The sequence below is a fragment of the Agathobacter sp. LCP21S3_B2 genome (assembly GCF_052118705.1).
In the GTDB taxonomy this organism is placed as follows: domain Bacteria; phylum Bacillota; class Clostridia; order Lachnospirales; family Lachnospiraceae; genus Roseburia.
Map to the genome: position 1 here is coordinate 1 of NZ_JBQKGQ010000020.1, position 19295 is coordinate 19295.

At 35.8% G+C, this 19295-nt stretch carries 21 protein-coding genes and 6 tRNA genes; all 27 read right to left on the reverse strand.

From position 1 onward, the window contains the following. Positions 1-77: 77 nt before the first annotated feature. The gene (locus ACTQ1L_RS12765) at positions 78-458 is read right to left on the reverse strand and encodes a hypothetical protein (protein ID WP_441367539.1); all 381 of its coding nucleotides are present in this window, start codon (positions 456-458) and stop codon (positions 78-80) included. A gap of 114 nt (positions 459-572) precedes the next feature. Then, positions 573-914: a zinc-ribbon domain-containing protein gene (locus ACTQ1L_RS12770; RefSeq protein ID WP_441367540.1), complete on the reverse strand. Its 342-nt coding sequence runs from the start codon at positions 912-914 to the stop codon at positions 573-575. Then, a complete protein-coding gene (locus ACTQ1L_RS12775; RefSeq protein WP_441367541.1) occupies positions 904-1593 on the reverse strand; it encodes a zinc ribbon domain-containing protein in 690 nt (229 codons plus the stop codon). The genes ACTQ1L_RS12770 and ACTQ1L_RS12775 overlap by 11 nt, the downstream gene beginning before the upstream one ends. Positions 1594-2762: 1169 nt before the next feature. Then, positions 2763-4106, reverse strand: coding sequence for a phage portal protein (locus tag ACTQ1L_RS12780; protein WP_441367542.1), 1344 nt, complete (start codon positions 4104-4106; stop codon positions 2763-2765). A gap of 123 nt (positions 4107-4229) precedes the next feature. Beyond that, the gene (locus tag ACTQ1L_RS12785) at positions 4230-5816 is read right to left on the reverse strand and encodes a phage terminase large subunit family protein (protein WP_441367543.1); all 1587 of its coding nucleotides are present in this window, start codon (positions 5814-5816) and stop codon (positions 4230-4232) included. Next, complete coding sequence (locus tag ACTQ1L_RS12790) at positions 5806-6225, reverse strand: hypothetical protein (protein ID WP_441367544.1); 420 nt, start codon at positions 6223-6225, stop codon at positions 5806-5808. Before ACTQ1L_RS12790 ends, ACTQ1L_RS12785 begins: the two co-directional genes overlap by 11 nt. Further along, entirely contained in the window at positions 6218-6364 is a 147-nt protein-coding gene (locus ACTQ1L_RS12795) for a hypothetical protein (protein WP_441367546.1), read from the reverse strand. The genes ACTQ1L_RS12790 and ACTQ1L_RS12795 overlap by 8 nt, the downstream gene beginning before the upstream one ends. 85 nt (positions 6365-6449) lie before the next feature. After that, a complete protein-coding gene (locus ACTQ1L_RS12800; protein WP_441367548.1) occupies positions 6450-7691 on the reverse strand; it encodes a hypothetical protein in 1242 nt (413 codons plus the stop codon). Positions 7692-7715: 24 nt separating this feature from the next. Next, a complete protein-coding gene (locus tag ACTQ1L_RS12805) occupies positions 7716-7898 on the reverse strand; it encodes a hypothetical protein (RefSeq protein WP_441367550.1) in 183 nt (60 codons plus the stop codon). Between the two features lie 362 nt (positions 7899-8260). Continuing rightward, entirely contained in the window at positions 8261-8425 is a 165-nt protein-coding gene (locus ACTQ1L_RS12810; protein ID WP_441367552.1) for a hypothetical protein, read from the reverse strand. Positions 8426-8829: 404 nt separating this feature from the next. Next, entirely contained in the window at positions 8830-9717 is an 888-nt protein-coding gene (locus ACTQ1L_RS12815) for a hypothetical protein (RefSeq protein WP_441367553.1), read from the reverse strand. A 303-nt stretch (positions 9718-10020) separates the two neighbouring features. After that, a complete protein-coding gene (locus ACTQ1L_RS12820) occupies positions 10021-10479 on the reverse strand; it encodes a hypothetical protein (RefSeq protein ID WP_441367554.1) in 459 nt (152 codons plus the stop codon). Continuing rightward, the gene (locus ACTQ1L_RS12825) at positions 10479-10718 is read right to left on the reverse strand and encodes a helix-turn-helix domain-containing protein (RefSeq protein WP_441367556.1); all 240 of its coding nucleotides are present in this window, start codon (positions 10716-10718) and stop codon (positions 10479-10481) included. Before ACTQ1L_RS12825 ends, ACTQ1L_RS12820 begins: the two co-directional genes overlap by 1 nt. A gap of 60 nt (positions 10719-10778) precedes the next feature. Next, the gene (locus ACTQ1L_RS12830) at positions 10779-11663 is read right to left on the reverse strand and encodes a hypothetical protein (RefSeq protein WP_441367557.1); all 885 of its coding nucleotides are present in this window, start codon (positions 11661-11663) and stop codon (positions 10779-10781) included. Positions 11664-11679: 16 nt separating this feature from the next. Continuing rightward, positions 11680-11868, reverse strand: coding sequence for a hypothetical protein (locus ACTQ1L_RS12835; protein ID WP_441367558.1), 189 nt, complete (start codon positions 11866-11868; stop codon positions 11680-11682). Between the two features lie 139 nt (positions 11869-12007). Next, on the reverse strand, positions 12008-12502 hold the full coding sequence (locus ACTQ1L_RS12840) for a capsid assembly scaffolding protein Gp46 family protein (RefSeq protein ID WP_441367559.1): 495 nt from the start codon (positions 12500-12502) through the stop codon (positions 12008-12010). 1859 nt (positions 12503-14361) lie between these two features. Next, positions 14362-15531, reverse strand: a complete 1170-nt coding sequence (locus ACTQ1L_RS12845; RefSeq protein WP_441367560.1) for an Ig-like domain-containing protein — start codon at positions 15529-15531, stop codon at positions 14362-14364. Next, positions 15528-15671: a hypothetical protein gene (locus ACTQ1L_RS12850; RefSeq protein WP_441367562.1), complete on the reverse strand. Its 144-nt coding sequence runs from the start codon at positions 15669-15671 to the stop codon at positions 15528-15530. The genes ACTQ1L_RS12845 and ACTQ1L_RS12850 overlap by 4 nt, the downstream gene beginning before the upstream one ends. 15 nt (positions 15672-15686) lie before the next feature. Next, on the reverse strand, positions 15687-16622 hold the full coding sequence (locus ACTQ1L_RS12855; protein WP_441367563.1) for a tyrosine-type recombinase/integrase: 936 nt from the start codon (positions 16620-16622) through the stop codon (positions 15687-15689). A 95-nt stretch (positions 16623-16717) separates the two neighbouring features. Then, positions 16718-16790: transfer RNA gene (locus ACTQ1L_RS12860), tRNA-Lys, on the reverse strand. Between the two features lie 18 nt (positions 16791-16808). Beyond that, a tRNA-Gln gene (locus ACTQ1L_RS12865) sits at positions 16809-16880 on the reverse strand. 67 nt (positions 16881-16947) lie between these two features. After that, positions 16948-17021, reverse strand: a tRNA-His gene (locus tag ACTQ1L_RS12870). 47 nt (positions 17022-17068) lie between these two features. Then, a tRNA-Arg gene (locus tag ACTQ1L_RS12875) sits at positions 17069-17142 on the reverse strand. Between the two features lie 31 nt (positions 17143-17173). Beyond that, positions 17174-17244, reverse strand: a tRNA-Gly gene (locus ACTQ1L_RS12880). 6 nt (positions 17245-17250) lie between these two features. Then, positions 17251-17325: transfer RNA gene (locus ACTQ1L_RS12885), tRNA-Pro, on the reverse strand. Between the two features lie 154 nt (positions 17326-17479). Further along, positions 17480-18073 carry an XTP/dITP diphosphatase gene (locus ACTQ1L_RS12890; RefSeq protein WP_321111445.1) on the reverse strand — a complete coding sequence of 198 codons (594 nt, stop codon included), beginning with the start codon at positions 18071-18073 and terminating at the stop codon, positions 17480-17482. 142 nt (positions 18074-18215) lie between these two features. Continuing rightward, on the reverse strand, positions 18216-19295 hold the full coding sequence (locus ACTQ1L_RS12895; protein WP_441367564.1) for an N-acetylmuramoyl-L-alanine amidase family protein: 1080 nt from the start codon (positions 19293-19295) through the stop codon (positions 18216-18218).

Below are 19295 nucleotides of genomic sequence, written 5' to 3' on the forward strand. Positions count from 1 at the left end.
GGACTACAGGAGAATAAGGAACAGGTAACTTGTTTGTTTAAGCATAGCAAGCTGAAATATATTGAAATATATGGCTGTTAAATATTGTGATATTTAACAGCCGAAGTAATATTATTGCTTCTGTTATTCGTATACATCAGTGAAAAACATGAATAATTCTCATCCTCATCTGGAATGGCTGCAATCTTATCTTTCACCTGTTGTATTCTTGCTTCTAAGAAGCTATATGCTTGTCCAATATCAGAAAATTCTGTACTGATACCTGTCATTAAATCTATGTCATTTGTAACGGCTTCTAGTACATCAATAACAGTGAACAGTAATGACTTCTGCATTGTTGATTTATCATATTCATCTGTTGGAGTTAATGAGTTCTCTGCAAGGAACTGAATGTATTGCTCATCAGAGAAATACTGTTGATTTGATAACTCCATCTTTAATCTATCTAATACTTGCATAATTTCTCCTTTCTATATATAAGTGGTGCTACGAAATAATTTCGTATTGGCATATGTGATTTTAGGCAATAAAAAAGGACTACCTTGGTTTAAGGTAATCCTCTCTTGGGGTTTTTATTTAGATTTGTTTACAAAATATATTATCCAAAAGACTATAGTTACAATTAATAGAACAAAGAAAACGAACTCTAATAACTCGCCTATTAACAAATATCTTGGATAATCGCCTAATCCACTTGTCATATAATACGCATGAGAAGCATTTTTATCAGATGCTACAGTCATTTCATATGCAATCCATATAACCACATATGTGATAGTTATTAGGGTTGATGTCTTTGCTCTTTCTTTGCTTTTAGCTATTTTTAGTGGATTTTTTATTGGATGCCCACAATAAGGACAACTCTTTGCAGTGTCAGATATTTCTTTATTACATTCTGGACAATTAATTAACATGTTTATTCCCCTTTCTAGCATCTACTTTTCGCATAAAAGTAATACTCTGATAATCTTTATCTACACCATCTAATCTATCATTAAATTCAACGTATGTATTTCCAGTTATCCCATAATAAAATTTAACAGAAAATACATCAGGACGATAGGAATGAATGTCACTCTCCTTTAATCCTAAACCAAAGTTTTCTAATACATCATTTTTCATAATTGTTGTACTAAAAAAACCAATGTCTATTTGTTGTAGTTTGTTATTCTTATCAAAATCTAATGAAACTACTCCTGTTGAATATAGATCTTCCAGTGTTTTATTATTGTCAATTTTACGTATTTCATCTTCAAAAATACATATTTCGTCCCCATCAGTATCACTATCTATATCTAAATTATTACCGATTTTCTTATGTAATATATTTTCTACATCTTTTTGAGACATATTTAATCGAATATCACCAATAATTTTTGGATTATCTTTATTATATTTATATTTCACTATAAAAAATGATAATATCCCTATTATAAAAACTATAATTGCTATTATAACTATAATTTTTTTTCTATTTAATTCGATGTTTCTAGTATTTTTTTTATAAACATTAACTGGACACCCACAGTTCAGACAAGATTTTGCTCTATCTGAAATTTCCTTACCGCATTCTGGACATTTAATTAATGCCATAAACATTCCCCCCTTTAAATATTTTATAGGAATATTTTACTACTCTATAAAGAATAATACAAGAGGGAATTTGAAAACCACTATTTTGTGGGAAGTGCATTGTGTGCATATCTGACTGTTTTGGTAAATTTACCGAAACGGTATTCTCGTTTGACCGAATTTGGTAAAACGGACTTGTGGTAAATTTACCACACCTTGATTAGTCCATAATGGTCTAAACCGACTATATCGGTTTAAGGGTACACACTATCTGTGTAACGCATACGATTTCGTGATGGTTGTGGATGTACCTTGCAAATATGCCTTCCGAAAGTTTCGGAATCCTCTTTATATTGATTCCCATCCGAAAGTTTCGGCTCGGATTTTAGATTCCGAATAATTCGGAAACTAAAAATTGCTCTGTGGGGATTTTTCTGATTAAGGAAAAAATTTTTCGTTGTCAAGGGGTAACGCGAAAAAAATCATAAAGTTTTTATAAATTTTTTATGAAATCGTCAGTTAGTCATGCCTACCAGATTTTTCAAAAAGAGACAAATTCACAAATCTTTATTCAAATTCTCTCCAAAATGCGATAAAAAATTGCACAAAAATAGCACTGTATTTTCTCCGTATTGCATAACAAACCTATCCGCACCCTTTGTGCATATTGCTCAATGGATTCTCACAGAGCATTTTTACGCTCTATCACCCTGTATCTGGTCACATTTAACCCCAAAATCGGCTCAAATCACCCCTAAAACGCTCACTTGATTGATAGTCAAGTGAATGTAAGCCAAGGAAATCGAGATTTCTTGTGTTATATATAGTATTGAATACTACGTGTTGTATATGTGCGTCATAAAAATACGTAAAAACTACGAAAGTACGCATTTTTTCAGTACAGAGTATAAGAATACAGTGAACTGTTTTTTGAATGCATCATTAACAGGTTGCGTCATAGGTATCATGCAGATGTAAAGTGCATATTCAATTGTATTTTTGGCATATTTATCCAAATTTTACCACTTTAGCATTGTATAGTATCAACGCATAACACACTACATATAGTGTATGTATATCATTTTACGCACTATATATAGTGTGTATATTACTCTTGAAATACCACATATAACCACCAAAAAAACTTCACTCCGTGAAACATCCGTGAAACATTTAAAGTTATCCACAATTTATTTCAAGTTATCCACAGAGTTATCCACATTATCAGTGGTTTTTAAGGTTACTCCATTTGGAGAACCCTTTACATTTTCACCACTCAAACGCTTCTTTTCAACCTCTACATCACTGACAATATCGCTCTTTTCCATAATTGTTTCCTTTGAGATTGCTCCCATTTCCTGCAATGCCTTCAGATTAGCAATCATTTCAGTAGTAGCAACTGGCATAGACACATTATAGATAACATCAACGTCACTCTCTACACTAATGCCCTGCATACTCAGTATCTTCTTAAATCTCTCAAATCTCTCTCTGAATCCAATATTAAGCCACTTCTTAGTCTCATCTGCATTGACCTGAGCCATAGCATACAATATCTGCATAGCTACGGAACTAACATTAGCAATATTGGTACTAGAGCCTAACACACTAGGAATACAACTAATATCATTGAGCATCTGTTTAAGGTTATCCAAATAAAGCTTAATCGTATTATAATCCATAGACGCACTGACTACCTTATAGTCACCTGCATCCAAATTTAGTACATAACCAACTGCATCAGCAGGAATTGAACTCTCTATTCTCTGTCCGATAGCTACATTCATAGGATTGAGTGAATTGACATATATAGCATCACCCATCTTGCTAATAACATCCTCTAACTCGTCCATTATAGGTTTAATGTCCGTAAGCATACTCACACCGAAGTTATAGTCTTCATCACTGAAATTATGATAGTGGATAGGCAGACCAACAGACATAGTAGTAGATACTAAATGCTCATCTGCACCCTCATTACTCCAATGCTCAACGTATGTAGGATAATATACATTCCAATAAGTGATACTAGAGAATACATCAGTCCATGTTTCAATGAAAGCCAGATACTCACCCAACTCATCATATACAGGATAACTGCAAGCACTATCAAGCACTTTACTCTTAATCACTCCATTATCAATGTATACAACCTCATATGCGTCACCAAACTTATTTACTCTGTCAAGTATCTGATAGTCAACTGTCTCGTACTGACCAAGCCTATAAATATCATTGAATGTATTAACTGTCTCATTATCCTTTGAGCTTAATGACACCTTCTTTCCAAGCAGAAATGTATCATGGAAACGTAGCACTGTCTTAGCATAATTCAATATAGTCTTACGTGTCCTTAATACCTTACCTTTGTAATAGCAATCTTCTCTGCCTAATACCTTGTGTCGTCCTGCAAGATAATCCATATTTGCTACAACACTCGCAATTCTAGCCACATGATTCTTCTGATTAACTTCTTCCATGAACCAAGTAGCAGAACCATCATACTGCTTATCTATATATTCTTGTATTGTCATATTTCTTCCTTTCTATTTACTGTTACAATAGGGAATTTAGACAATAAAAAAAGCTAGGCATATAAATCTATACCTAACGTCATTAAAGTCCTAAATTCCCTATTCTGTTAATAATTATTCCGATTAGAATGGATACCAGAACCCACTCTTCATGCCCTGAATACAGAGCCAAAATGCTGACACTAAATCATCATGACAGCCCACAACCGCATTAAACGAACCATTCTCTTCTGCAACAAATGTTTTCATTTCCTCTAAAAGATTATTGCTGACAATCTTAACCATTCCTTTATCAAACCATTCCCTTGAATCATTAACCGCAATGCTCTTTGTTTTATTATTGGTATCGAATCCGACCTTCCATACGGCACGATTATATTCATCATAGGTCTTATACTTAACCATGTTCATATACTTATGCTCATATCTCAATCTCTCAATAACAGAATGACCACCTGATGCTTTCTCGACACAGAGTAATGCTTTATTATAGAATCGTCCGACTGCATTACATATATCTGCATAGAGATATGGTTGTACCTTATTATTATGGAACTCCGCTACTTGCTCACCATCCTTATCCATTACAAACATAGTAGAATAGTCATGTTTACCGCCCAAGCCCTCTGATACGTCCACACCTATGTAATATTTTATTCCTCTTTTTGGAACTTTATATATATCAAGTGATTTATTCTGCACATAAGTCCTAAGTATCTGTGGTAGACCAACTATCTTGTCAACAGATAGTGGCTTAACCTTTTGTTCTACTAATGCCTGTTGTAGCTTAACTATTTTAGCATTGTCATATACAACCGCACTTCCTGTAGCTACAAATGATTCTTCGGGCGTAGCAGGATATTCTACATGGAAAGCATCTAATCCACTAATAGAAATCTTGTCTCTTCTCCATACGGCTTGTTCTGGTGTCATGCCTAATTTAGCCAACTGTAACTCTTCCTCATCATAGTCATTCTCCGTAAGCATTTTGCCATTATGCTGAGCTTTATACAATTTTACAGATTCATCATACTGTGGTTTGAAAAGAGACCTACCATTTATCCAATTAAAGAAAAACGGCTTAAAAGAGTTCTCGCCATTTTTGGCTGAAAGAAAAAGCGAACTGTAGCCATTGTAACCATTTGACGTTGACTCAATTATCACAGTTGCTGAACTTGTTACTGCTTGCATGACTGATTTTAATTGGCGGTCTTGGTCTTTCCAGAAAGCAAACTCAGATAAATGAACTATGCCATTATAAGTTGAGCCACGTCCTACATCTTTGTTTCCTGCGGTCATACACACAATAGAAGAACCATTCTCAAATGTAAGAGCTTGTCTGTTATTAGTGATTAGTTTAGGTCTTAACCAGTCGGGCAATGAATAGAACTGTTGCTTTAATTTATCAAACACGGCATTGGTACTGGACTGATTATGTGATATAAGCACACAGTTAGTATTAGAGTTTACAACACAAGCCCTAATACTGAGGGCTACTGTTACTACAGAAATTCCCAACTGTCTTGACTTGCTTATGATATTCTGATGTCCTAAATTCTCGACCAACTTTCTCTGCTCATCAGTCAAGATAAAAGGAACAATATTCCCCTCTTTATCAGCAATCTTAATAAAGGTTTCTATCCATGCAATCTTGTTTTCGTCTTTCCATAGCCAATTTAACTTCTTGGCAGTATCTAAACTAATCTGCATTGATATTCACCCCCTGTAAGAGTTTATCAATCTCACTCTCTGTATTCTTATCAACGCTCATTTTATCGAGTAGCTTATCCATTTCATCAACATACTTTGCACTGTTCACGTCACCAGATAATGCTTTCTTATTCATCTCTTGATAACGCTTCATAAAGTTATAACGCTTCATATACTGCAAATAGATAATCATTGCTTTCTGAACATCATCACGAATGAGCCAATTCTGTTCGGCAAAATCTTCCGTTTTATTCTCTCCGTTTTTACTTCTAAAGTTAGAATCAGATTTACACAAATCATCCCAACTAATTCTCTTATTAGGATCAGAGTAATACCAACAAAGATATGACGCAAGATAATTAGGAACAACCTCTGTTAATGCTTGCATAATTGTCTTTTCTTTAGTCATGATATACCTCTCTTTCCTTAAGCATCAAGCAAATATCCTTTATATTTATTTGTGTCTTTGCATATGTCAACTGACGCTTTAAATCTTCAACCTCATCTTTTAACTTCTTGTTCTCTGCAATTAAATCTTTCTTTCTCATTTTATGTTCCTCACTTTCTAAGTTAATATGTTCCACATAAGAGTGGAAATCCACTCGCCAATTTTGTCGAACCAAAAAAGGATGCCTATGCAATAGACACCCTATCAAATAATCTGTTTAATTCTTCCTCATCTTCTGGAGATTTCGGTATCTCCATGAACCCATCTGATTTACCATTTTGGGAAACGTCATCCAATAAAAAATCCTTTAATTCATTATCAAGCACCGCTAAATCAAGTGATGTTCCATCATCAAAGTCCTCGTCAAAATGTGTGAATAATAATTTCTCAATAGCCACTATATCAGTAGCATCTTCCCAAGAGTCATAAGGACAATAAGAATATCCTGTTTTGGTTTTCCACTTGATATTAAAAATGTCTCGTCTTACTCTCTTGCGAATATTATTGCTGACTTCTTTCTCAATGCCCTCGTCATACTCTAAGCCATCTATCTGATAAATAGCTACGGACTGCCAGTAACTTATCAGAGGATGTTCTTCATCTATGTACTTGCGCCCACAGTAATCTCCAAACTCTGTCTCTTTTTCATCAATAGCTTTATTCATAAGTTTCACGGCTGATTCATCTGCCATAAGAGCTTCATATTTCTTTTCATCAAATTCGTCCTTGTAACTTTTATTACTATATATAAGGAAGAGTAACTGACGACCTTTCATAGACGGAGCAAGGTTATAAGTCTCTTGCATCTCATTACAAATATCTGTCTCTATTCTTTGGATAATTTCATTAAGCTCATCTGAGTCAAACTTGCCACGACTCTTCATTCCAACCTTATAGCGAAAAGTATAGCCATCATAGAACTCAGCCATATCCTGTTTAGCCAGTGCGTTCAAAGATTTACGAAACATATCCTTTATATGATGTTTGGTCTTGCTGATATACTCACTTAAAAGTTGTGGCTTTGAGATACCTTTCTCTTGACAAAACAGAGCAATCTCATCCTCACTTTTATATGCAATGTCATACATATCTTTATTCAATAAATCCAAGTCCTCACAGAACCATGTAGTAAATGATTTAAAATCATAGCCCATATCGACTTTCATTCTGAGATAGTCCATCATAGGTTGAATATAATTTGTATTACGCACACCACCATGTTTAGGCTCAACCAAATCTTTCAACTGCTTTGTAAAGATATATGACTTCTTCTCCTTGTGAGTTTTCTTATTTATAGGATGATAATATTCAAATGATGATTCTATCTCTTTGATTTGTGCTTTCTTGCCATTACCACCTGAATAATATTTCCATCCTAAAAGCTCAACTATTTGCTTGTATGTATACTCTTTATTTAACTCTATCATAATTGCTTTAATCCTTTCTCTTACTTATCTATTCTGTTCATCATAAAAAGGTTGAACTTCCTGATAATCGAATACCCAAAAGAATCTCTGTTGCTTTGCATTAAAACCTGTCTCTAAGCAACGATAACCTCTCTGCATGAACTCATTTGCTCTTGCAACTGAATAGATATACTTCTTTCCTCTTTGTGTGTAATTTGTTGTTGTCATTCTTTAATTCTCCTTTTTGTGCTTTGTTTGATACATATTGAGTTGTCCTTGAGGACAAGTGTTACATTTTTGATTTTCCATTTTCGACCGTTGAGGAGTACATATTAAGTAACTTTACTATATGTGCATCTCAACGGTCGATTTTGGAAAGTTGTAGGTACGAGTGGCATACGCCTGTGTTGTTTTCTTCACTTGGTTTCCATTAAGAGAGATACTTAGACCGCAAGGGCTAACTAAATATGTGTATCTTCCAAGTGAAAAATTGCAAACTTCTCTTTCTTACTTCAAGGAACGGATGCCCGACAGGGCAGACGATTATTCCTTTAAGTGATAAAGATAAGTTTGATTCAATTTTGAGCCACTTATATATTCTCCAAAATTCCATCATCATTCTTGAAAACGAATACACTTCTCTTATGATCTACATCCATCTTATCTGGCTTAATATCCACAAGCGTATAACCCATCTTCAATAAAGTTCTCGCTTTCTTCGCTGTGAAGATTATCACTGTATCTTTCTCTTTCATGAATCTTATTCCCCTTTCTGTATGATTTATATACTTTCTCAAACTCTCTGTTGTTTAAGTCCTTTGTCATTTCATAAAAATATTCATTCATCTTTCTGTGTCCTTTCTTTTGGGAGGATTAGGTCAGCCCCAAATGGAGCTAACCTATAAAATATTAACTATGCAAAAATTTAAGGAGTATTATTAAAAATACTCTACCTAAATAGGTAGCTAATTCATCTGCTCAGTAATAGAGTCAATAGCTCTTTCTATATTATTCTCCACTTTGAATAAGAATACTGAGCGTTGTTTGTTCTTCTTGTCTGCCTTGACGTGAGTTATTCTGTACCCACGACGAAGCAATTCATTGGCTACATATCCACTGAATATATAGCACTCTGTTTTATGTTCATTTGAATAATTCATTACATCACCTGTTCTGATACTGCTACTGCATATTTACTTGTCATGGCATAAGAAAAAGGATTGTCACAAATAGATTTAATACTACTTGGAAATCCTTGGATGTTTACAATGTTGTCTTTGTATATGCCATTACGATAGAAGTCCACTTCTGGTAGCTTAATCTCTATGTCTGTGTTCCACCATAAGATTTCATTTACTGCTTCAAGGTCTATGTCAGTGCATAACTTTTTATCTTCTACCCAAATCTTGCTACGACCTTTTACTAAGCCTAGCTCTCTTCTAAATTTGTTAAAGTCTTCCTTTGTATGACTGCGCTCAAACTCTAATAATTCTGGCAAATCAAGTACCTCATTTATCCAATACTCATGTATGCCAACCCATCTCTTATCTGTGTAAAAGCCAGCGTCACTTGAATCTATTGCTATGAGCAACATCATTAATTCATCTGTTAATTTTTCTTTTGGTAAATCATATAAAGACCATAGAAGTAGTACAGTTGACAGATTATACTTCTTGCAGTATTTCTCTCTGTAAATGTTCTGTACTCTGTTTAAATTGATTGCTTGTGAATTTATTTCTTCGTGATATGTAAACTGTGTAAGATGATTGTCGAAACATTTTCCCTGTGCTTTTGCAAAGTCTACACCGATCTGTTCATTATCTGTATCAGCGACCTTATAATAGCAGTCAAGTTTCTGCTTATCTTTTTCATGCACTTTATTGTCATTAAATATAAATGCACTTTCAATGTTCCATCCTTTAATCTGTTTTAATATTGCACATGATAAAAGTGAATCCAAATCATCAGTTAACGTAAGACCATATTTATCTGTGCCATCAATCCATTCGTTTCCTTTTAATAATTTCTGTCTATATTCTTCCTTCATTCTTTAATCCATAGTGAGATAATCCGCTACGAATAAAGATGAAGGTGAAATAATTACATAACAAATTATCTCACCTTCCTTTCTCGACCTATAGTCGCTTATTTGTTTATTTGTTATTTGTTTCATAAAATTCCATGACCTTAGAATATAGGTCAGGATATAAATTGATTTGTTCCTTCTCCCAACGACAGATAGTTGACTTATTACATTCCGCAAATGACGCAACTACTTGTTGAGAAATCTCTTTGTATCTTCGCCATATGCGAAACTCTTTTCCTGTCATTGTTGCACCTTCTATTCTTCTTATCCATTATGTGATGATAAGCTATACCAAGCCCAATCCATAATCTCTTCTGGTATGAACTCATCCCCATCTAACCATGCTTGTGCAAGTTCTTCTGCATATTTATATGCGTTCTCTTTAATTCTATCAAAATCCATAAGGTCTTCTACATCAACATCTACTCCAAACATTCCAAGAATTTGCGCTTTTATTTCAGCACGTCTTTCTTCTTCATCGTATGCTTGTTCATATGAATTAGAATATCCATCAAGTGAGCTATAAGGACAATTTTCAGAATCAAGTCCCCACTCATCAACTATTCCATCTACTGATGAATGAGCATTTATAATACTATTAAATCTAGCTAATCCCCAACCACCACCAGAATAGGATTGCCTACCTGCTTCTCTATATGCACCAAGAAATGACGTTGACTTGGCTATTGATTTGATAGACTTACTCTTACCAAATAATCTCATTACTCATCACCCGACTTCTTCTTCCTAGAGGTCTGATTACATCGTGGCTCATGTGGCAGTGGCTTACCAGTACCATAGACACAGTTCAGATAAGCTTCATATGTTTCTTCGCTTGGTACTTCTTTATTCTGTTCGATATAAATTATGTACCTCTTAGATACATTACACCAATCAGCCACTTGCACTAATGTTTTTCCCGACCTCATTCTTAATCTTTGTAATACAGTTCCGTCTAACATTTGTCTTGTCCTTCCTTAAAAGGGCAGTGTCATTTAAGACACCACCCCCACTAAGTCAAATTAGTGACTTGTACTTCCACTTGTAGCTTTAGCACGAACAACAACGATTCCTGACTCATCAATCACACCGATTGCATAAGCATCTGAGCAGTAGATTGTATTAAGTCTCTTAGAAGCGTCACGAGCAACCTCAGAGAATGGAGTCTCCTTTGGAATAATGCCAAGAGCCTCAGTTTTGATGATAAGCATTACTGGCTTGCTTGCTTCTACACATCTGTCAGAGAGGTATACGTTGATTCCAAGGAACGAACCTATGCAATCGTTTCTTACGATACCATTTCCTGCCTGTGCAGTTGTTGATGTTGACTTAACGAATAAATCCATGCCATAGAATGATTTAGCAAATGCAGAGTGTGCTACGATACCTGCTCCTGCAAAGTCCTCGACATTTCTATCGTCACCAAACAGACCAAGAGCGTCAAGTAACTCATCCTGTGTAATCACACCGCTTGTAGCTACTGTTGCCCTGAATGGAGCTTTAAGTGCTTCTGTGATAGCATCAGCATCCATCTTTCTTGCGATTGCTGTGGACTGATTTTTTGAAGCGTTCTCAATAGAGTTACCCATCTCAACCTCATTGTCGAAATCATAGATGTCATATGCAGGTGCTGCGATTGCTTTGATTGTAAAGCTCTTTGTCTTTGTCTTGAGATTTGTTGCAGTCATTGCAGTGCCAGGAGTCCAATCAGTTGCATCTCCATCATATACGATTGAAGGTACAGTAAGTGTCTCGCCTGGCTTACCCTGTAAGTCACCAAGTACCTTTGCCATATTTGCTACGTGGCACTTTCCTGCAATCTTTTCCTGTACAAGTGCTGAGTACACTTCAGGAATAATCATGTTTTTATTTACTGCGCTAGTTGTTGTATTGTTAATTGTTGCCATATAAATTTACCTATATTTAACCTTTCATATTTTGTTTAATTTCTGTCACATCATTTTTAATGGTGTCCAAATCAGATTTATACGAGTGTAAGACTTCTACAAATTCTGAATTAGTCTTGGTCAACTGTTCATTGACCGCCTGTGCTTTGCCAATATACTCATATAACTTGTCCTCTCGCTCTTTGTTCTGGTCTTGCTGACTCATCCAGATCTTCCAGATGAACCAACCCAAGAAAAGAACACACACGATAGGAAAGCCAAGCGTACTTATGGCAGTTTGGATTGTGTTTACATCCATTCGTCAGTCCTTTCCGCACAATAAAAAAAGAACTGCTTAACAGTTCCTATTTACTAAGTGCTTTATAAAGTTCATTGTTCTCCTGAAAAAGTTTTGCTCTTTCAGAGTAGGACATTTTGGCGAAATCGGCTTTGGTGATTCCTTTGTTGGTAGAGTGATTCCCCGTGGGATTTGATACCTGTCCGAGAAAGTAGTTGCCGAGTGCGTCACCTACCTTATATATTGAGCCATCAATATCCTCACCAACGTTAAGATACTGTGCCAGTTCGCTAGGAAGTCCTTTAGCTTTAAGTTTATCGGCAATCGTCATTGCTCTTTCCTTATTGGCTAATTCCTTTTCTTTTGCTTCAAGATTAGCTATACGCTGTTCTAAAGCAAGTTCAGAATCAGATTTCTGTTTTGGCTTGTACTGTGCTAATTCATCATTGACAGTTTTAAGTTCCGAACTGTACTTTGTTCTGACCTTATCTGTTTCCGACTGGATGATTCTCTGTACTGCTTCAATCTGCTCCTGTGTTAATCCTTCAATATTAAGTTCCATTAAATTGCTCCTTTCTGTGTTGCTCTATCATGCCCTCATTGAGTTCATGTTTACGCCCCACAATACATTGTGTGTTTGTTATATATGTAAATTGGTGCTTCCGATTTATTCGTAACCACCAAATCTACGCAACTTTCTTGCATCAAAAAAGGAACATACCGAAGTATGCTCCTAAAATATTTCAATATTCTATTTACTATACATAATAAGAAAAACGGGCATGGTAGCCGAAAGCCTAGTTAAATCAAGGATTTTTGAGTAATAGGCTTTTATTCCAAAATCGCCTTTCTTCTATACATTTAAGAAAATCGAATTTTTTTGAAAATGTACTTTAAAAAACTTATGTATCAATGGTTTTCGGAGTTGTATTTTTTCATTAAAATTTCATTTCTCATTCACATTACTTTCCATTACTGATATATACATACATGAAAACAGGATTTTACCCTTATAATTTATAGAGGATATAAGGATTTTAAAACGTCTAGTATAGGATTCGGCTTGCGTTACTCTTTCTCCTCATAAGATTGTTTCTTCCCTCCATATAACACCCATTGTAATGACCTCGGAATGCCTTATTTTACAAGGGTTTAGGGAATTTAATTCGGTAATAATCGTGCAGTTTTTCTTCTCTCCATATTACACCCATTAAGTCAAACGCTTAAAGCCTTGAAAAACCTAAGAAAATCAAGTATTCTGAGAGTTTAATTACACCATAATCGTGCATAGTTGCCGAATATTTTTGTGCATGATATGTTGTTCTCCATATATAAACATTTGGAGTATAATTTTCGACCATTAGTAATGGGTTATGGATTTTTTGATAAAATATAATAATCCATTAGTTGTGGTCTATTTTTTAATTAAAGCCTAGCTACTACATTTCTCTTTATTTTTCTTTTCCCTTATAGCCACAAATGAAAACCCATGAAAAGTGGACTATTTGATTTTTGAAGTTCTGAAAACATCCATGTTATATGGACTATGAAGATATGCGGAAACTGGTCTGAATCCAGAAAACCACCCTCTCCTATGTAACTTAAATTTGGTCACGAAATTCGTTATCTAAGACTTACTCGATTTCGCATTTTGCCTGTTTTTTTGTAATTACCCTCTCCTATGTAAAATAAAAATATACAGTAGAGCTAGAGTTGTAACAAGCCCTCGATTTCGCATTTTATGATAAAAAATGTCAAGGTGGATTATACTCCCCCATAGTAAAATAAATTTGGTCACGAAATTCGTTATCTGAGATAGTATTGATTTGCCGAATTTTGTGATTTTTTGCATTTTTGAAGCCGAGCCATATTAAAATAAATCAATGTTTTCATTTTTGCTCGTCCCCCTTAGTCCGTTTTCTCATTTTTTGGAAATCGCTGAAATGCTTATGTTATAAGGGTTTCGGGGAAATTGATGTAACGCTTAATTAAAATTTATGCAAAACTTCTTTTATCGTCCTTCCCTTTATGTCATTATCTCAAAATAGAGAAATTCAAAATTTGCTTATTTTATAAGGGTTTCGGGGAAATTGGGTGAGGAAAATAGAAAAATTTTATGCAAAACTTATCTTCCTACCATAATAAGAAAAACAGACGTAGTAGCTCAAACCCTAGTGAAATCAAGGCTTGTATGGTATTAGGCTTCCGTGACATTTTTCTTTCTCTTCTATACATTTAAGAAAATCAAATTTTTTTTAAAAATGTGCCGAAAAGCCTTATAAATCAATGGTTCACGAGATTGAGTTTTTCAAACATTTAAGCGTTTCTCTTCTATACATTCAAGAGGAACGAAATTTAGTTCCAATATCCCCATAATCACCTGATATATAAGGCAAAAATGGGGATGTGGCTTTTTCGGATTTAATATCCTTCTTTAAGTATTATATTAACAGTTGCACTCATATTTTTAACTGCTACTTTACATATAAGTGTCTTATCAATATAGTTGTATGATTCATCACTTTCCACAAACTCGAACATCTTTTTATTAATGGCTGAATTATTACTCCATCTAATAACATTTGTGTTATTTGTAAGCTCAACTGAATCAACAGAACAAGTCCATACAAAATCGTCTGCTGATAATTTAGTTATAAAGCTATCTGTAATATCATTACCTGATGAATCTATAAAGCTACATACTAACATATCTTGAAGATTCATTCTTAGCTCAGTATCGTCAGCAGTCAGTTTAATTTTTATATTTTCTGGTTGTGGTGCTGATGTATTTGTAATGGTCATAGTTGTAGTGCATGAAGCTCCGTATGCCGTAGCCGTTATATCAACTGAACCCTCTTTGAGCATAGTCATAAGACCATTCTCGTCAACTGTAGCTACATCATTGGCTGAGCTTTGATAAGTAATAGTCGGATTGACTATTATTGAATTATTATTTGTCACAGTGTAGCTTAACTGATAAGTTGTAGAATCCTTCATATCAAATGAGCTTACACCATTATATATGATTTTATAATTGTCTTGTGGCTTAACTGTCTGCTCCAAATACAGATAGAACAGATTATTATTTCTAAATGTGTTTCCAATTTTATAATAATTGCCAAATTCGACAAATAAATCGTTTACCTTTAAATTCTCTAATATACTGTTATATCCAGTATATAAAGCTACTGCGCCATTCACATAGCCAATAGTATTGCCACTTGATAACGTCCATTTATCAGATACAACATAAAATGGAATCTCAGCAATACCATTATCTGTTTTAATCTTATAGATAAAATCGCTTTTAACTGCAACGGAAGTGTTGTAAATCCCACTTTCAATCCCATCTTTGGAAGTAACAATAAAAGTACTTCCATTTAATATAAAGATTGTTCCAATATTAATAGGTGTACTCTGAGCATAAAAAAATCTAACCTTACCCTCTGGTATTGTGCTTCTCTGATTTCTACGAAAAAATACATCATATTTAATATCGGAGTTGTAAAAATCTGTAACTGTGATTCGTTCTCTATTCATGGTCATATCAAACTGTCTCTGTGTACGACCAAATACATTCGCATAATTCATTTATTCTCCTTTCTTAATAATTCATCATCAAACCATTTTAATTTTCCCTGACTATTTAATGGCAGTTCTATCTTTGAGCCATCATCAAATTCAATCACCTGTGTTACTCTGTCGTTATTTGCCTTAATCCATTTCTTCATTATGATATTCTCCTTCTACATCCTAATCTGTGCTTCTTTCTTCTTCATGTTGTCTAGTGGATTGAATTTTTCAAAATCCATTTGTAAGTCTTGCCCGAACATTTGCAGATATTCATTTGTCACGGCTATATTACTGTGTCCAAGTATGGTCTTAAGTCTCATAATATCTCCATGATTGAGCAACCATAGACGTGAGAATGAATGACGGAAAGCATGAATTGAGGTAACATTAACACCACGTTTAATATTGTAGCGATACACCAATGTCTGCCATGTTCTGTTACTTGCCTGTCCACCATAGTTATTACAGAAAAGAAAATCATCAGGATTTCCACCACGCACAACTAAATACTCTTGTAGGATTTCTGCTAGGCTTGCGCTGAGTGGGATAATCTGCTGTTTGCGGTTCTTTGTCTTACGCAAGGTAATTAGTCCGTCATTAAAGTTTAAATCCTTAATATGGACGTTTAAAGCCGTACTGAGACGATTTCCTGTGGCTATCATGTAATTCTCAAACACCCATGTCTTATATTCTGTAAAAGAACAAGTATTTGTGTTTGGCTTAACCAGTAGCTTCTCTAAGTCCTCGTCTGAATAGATTTCCTTGATAGCTTTCTGTGCTTTTGGCAAATGGATTTTAAATGTAGCCATGTAATTACATTCCATGCAATAATATAGGAACGCTCTTACTGACCGTAGATAAGATACAACGGACACGTCATTAACATGATGTTCTGTCTTAAGCATATCAGTAAATCCATCGACTGTATCAATAGTTACTGAAACGATATTACCGCCATTACAATAATCAATGAACGGCTTGATTTTAGTATTGTAGGATTGGATTGTTGCATCAGATAAGTTTTTAACTCTACACTTACGAATAAATAAATCATAAGCGTCTGCAACTTTAAGAACTTTTTGATGATTCATTTGAATCTGTTGTGACATATAACAACCTCGCTTTCTGTGTGCTTAACCTACACTTTCTTAGCGAAATAGTTATACGCAATAAAATCAGTATCAAGTAGTATGAATACTGAGAATGAGACATCGGGGATTCGAACCCCGGACAACTTGATTAAAAGTCAAGTGCTCTACCACCTGAGCTAATATCCCATATCTATCAGATTGTAACAGGGCTAGTTGGATTCGAACCAACGAATGCAGGAATCAAAATCCTGTGCCTTACCGCTTGGCGATAGCCCTTGAGTAATACTCGTGCGCCGCACGGATACGCATATAATGCGCACGACACTTTTGCACTAATGCAAAGGGTGGATACAGGGATTCGAACCCTGGGCCTCCAGAGCCACAATCTGGCGCGCTAACCAACTGCGCTATACCCACCATATTTACTTCATATGGTCCATATGGAATTAATATGAAATAAGAAATGTGCCTGAAGGGATTCGAACCCCCGACACCCGGCTTAGAAGGCCGGTGCTCTATCCAACTGAGCTACAGACACACATGCGATACTGCAAATGCTGCAATATCTAAGCGGGTGATGGGAATCGAACCCACGTATCCAGCTTGGAAGGCTGGTGTTCTACCATTGAACTACACCCGCATATAGTCGGGGTGACAGGATTCGAACCTGCGACCTCCTGGTCCCAAACCAGGCGCTCTAGCCAAGCTGAGCCACACCCCGAAGGTTTTTGTTTTGCGTTCTTTCCGTGACGCAAGAATTAGTATATAGCAAAGAAGTCATTCTGTCAACAACTTTTTTTATTTTTTTTAATATTTTTTTACAAGGCAATTGCCGGGCCGCGCCCAGGCGCTTTCCGGCAGCCTTTTTTGCTGTGTTACAGCACTTTCATAAGCAGCTCCTTCATGGCACGAAGAGCCTTGCCACGATGGCTTATGGCATTCTTCTGCTGTGGTGTAAGCTCTGCAGAAGAGCAGCCGTACTCATCAAGATAGAATATAGGATCATAGCCAAATCCGTTTGCACCTGCTATCTCCCAGCCGATATAGCCCTCCATAGTCTGTCTGGTCACAAGCTCCCTTCCATCCGGAAGCACTGCTGCGATAGCGCACACGAAGCGTGCTGTTCGCTTTTCCTTTGGCACACCGTCAAGGCGTTCTATAAGGTTATTATTCTTTATATCATAGGAAGTATCCTCGCCCATATAGCGCGCTGAATATACTCCCGGTTCCTTGTTCAGATAGTCAATCTCAAGCCCTGAGTCGTCTGCTAGAACAATTGCATCTGTGTGCGCCGCAATTGCACGCGCCTTAATGAGTGCATTGTCCTCAAAGGTCTTTCCATCCTCCACGATATCCACATTGATACCGGCTTCCTTCATTGACTGAATCTCCACATCACAGTCTGAAAGTATTTCTTTGATTTCTCTGAGCTTATCCTTGTTTCCTGTTGCAAATATTATTTTTGTCATATCATCTATCCTCTCTATTGTGTTTCATTATTGTATTGGTACAATTATTGCCGGACCGCGCAACCAGCTGCGTTATGCCTTTCTGATGCTGCGGTTTGAAAATCAGGCAAGTCATATGGCTGGTTACTTATTATTCGCTGTACTAGTACCCCTCATCAAATGCCTGCATAATAGCATTATATATGCCCTGTGCCATCTTTTTCTGATAATCCGGATTGGTCAGATTGTCAAGCTCTTCACGGTTCGTCATATAACCTGCTTCGACAAGTGCAACCGGTGCATTGCTTGTCCTTATTATATATATATTGTCTGCCTCAAGCAGTCCGAATGCGCTGCTTCCGGTCTCCTTTGTCACATTGTCCATACATATCTGTGCCAGTCTTTTACTGCCAAGCTTACGGTCATCAGACTGACTGTAGAGCACCTGCGTGCCATGGATTGCGGTAAAATTACCAGTCTCATATGAATTACAGTGCACACTGATAAATAAATCAGCATCTGCCTTATTTGCCAATGCTGCTCTCTGCTGGAGTGTTGGATTGACATCTGTGGTCCTGGTGTAAAAAACACCTATCTTTTTGTCGCCGGAATAATCATCGAGCAGATTTTTTAATGCCAGCACAATATCAAGGTTTATATCTTTTTCATATACACCATTTCGCACAGCGCCGCTCATTCTGCTTCCATGACCTGCATCTATCACAACAACCTTGTCATATATGTCATGTAAATCGACAAATTTAATATAAAGGCTTCCGTTTTTTATCAGGTACTTTATCTCATACAGCTTATCTGTAGTGATAGCTATAACACCGGCCCCGTCATTTTTGTAATATTGCATAGAGTCAATATAATCTGAATTTCCGGTTATTGAATAGTTTGTGAAATAGTTTTCCTCTTCTGTTTTAAGCTTTACATATACTGTCTGTGTCAGATAATCTGTCTCCACAGAAATATCCTGCTTGGACTTTCCTACGGAAGCTGGCAGCTCTATTTTCAGGTCTCCATCCTGATTGTCTGTCGATTTTAATATATCATCCGGATTCTTCTTTTCCTTTGCCAGGGCTGATGCCCTGACATAATTCTGCAGTACATTATTTTCAAGCTCCTCTGCCATGGCATATTTTTCATTCATTGCCGGCAGCTTCTTGACTGTTACCGGAACAATAATCACCAGCGCCATAAAGAGTACTGTTATTATCTTTAAAATTTTTCTGTACAT

Coding starts and splice junctions, on each gene's coding strand:
- ACTQ1L_RS12765 (WP_441367539.1), bottom strand. CDS start 458: ATGCAAGTATTAGATAGATTAAAGATGGAGTTATCAAATCAACAGTAT.
- ACTQ1L_RS12770 (WP_441367540.1), bottom strand. CDS start 914: ATGTTAATTAATTGTCCAGAATGTAATAAAGAAATATCTGACACTGCA.
- ACTQ1L_RS12775 (WP_441367541.1), bottom strand. CDS start 1,593: ATGGCATTAATTAAATGTCCAGAATGCGGTAAGGAAATTTCAGATAGA.
- ACTQ1L_RS12780 (WP_441367542.1), bottom strand. CDS start 4,106: ATGACAATACAAGAATATATAGATAAGCAGTATGATGGTTCTGCTACT.
- ACTQ1L_RS12785 (WP_441367543.1), bottom strand. CDS start 5,816: ATGCAGATTAGTTTAGATACTGCCAAGAAGTTAAATTGGCTATGGAAA.
- ACTQ1L_RS12790 (WP_441367544.1), bottom strand. CDS start 6,225: ATGACTAAAGAAAAGACAATTATGCAAGCATTAACAGAGGTTGTTCCT.
- ACTQ1L_RS12795 (WP_441367546.1), bottom strand. CDS start 6,364: ATGAGAAAGAAAGATTTAATTGCAGAGAACAAGAAGTTAAAAGATGAG.
- ACTQ1L_RS12800 (WP_441367548.1), bottom strand. CDS start 7,691: ATGATAGAGTTAAATAAAGAGTATACATACAAGCAAATAGTTGAGCTT.
- ACTQ1L_RS12805 (WP_441367550.1), bottom strand. CDS start 7,898: ATGACAACAACAAATTACACACAAAGAGGAAAGAAGTATATCTATTCA.
- ACTQ1L_RS12810 (WP_441367552.1), bottom strand. CDS start 8,425: ATGAAAGAGAAAGATACAGTGATAATCTTCACAGCGAAGAAAGCGAGA.
- ACTQ1L_RS12815 (WP_441367553.1), bottom strand. CDS start 9,717: ATGAAGGAAGAATATAGACAGAAATTATTAAAAGGAAACGAATGGATT.
- ACTQ1L_RS12820 (WP_441367554.1), bottom strand. CDS start 10,479: ATGAGATTATTTGGTAAGAGTAAGTCTATCAAATCAATAGCCAAGTCA.
- ACTQ1L_RS12825 (WP_441367556.1), bottom strand. CDS start 10,718: ATGTTAGACGGAACTGTATTACAAAGATTAAGAATGAGGTCGGGAAAA.
- ACTQ1L_RS12830 (WP_441367557.1), bottom strand. CDS start 11,663: ATGGCAACAATTAACAATACAACAACTAGCGCAGTAAATAAAAACATG.
- ACTQ1L_RS12835 (WP_441367558.1), bottom strand. CDS start 11,868: ATGAGTCAGCAAGACCAGAACAAAGAGCGAGAGGACAAGTTATATGAG.
- ACTQ1L_RS12840 (WP_441367559.1), bottom strand. CDS start 12,502: ATGGAACTTAATATTGAAGGATTAACACAGGAGCAGATTGAAGCAGTA.
- ACTQ1L_RS12845 (WP_441367560.1), bottom strand. CDS start 15,531: ATGAATTATGCGAATGTATTTGGTCGTACACAGAGACAGTTTGATATG.
- ACTQ1L_RS12850 (WP_441367562.1), bottom strand. CDS start 15,671: ATGAAGAAATGGATTAAGGCAAATAACGACAGAGTAACACAGGTGATT.
- ACTQ1L_RS12855 (WP_441367563.1), bottom strand. CDS start 16,622: ATGTCACAACAGATTCAAATGAATCATCAAAAAGTTCTTAAAGTTGCA.
- ACTQ1L_RS12890 (WP_321111445.1), bottom strand. CDS start 18,073: ATGACAAAAATAATATTTGCAACAGGAAACAAGGATAAGCTCAGAGAA.
- ACTQ1L_RS12895 (WP_441367564.1), bottom strand. CDS start 19,295: ATGTACAGAAAAATTTTAAAGATAATAACAGTACTCTTTATGGCGCTG.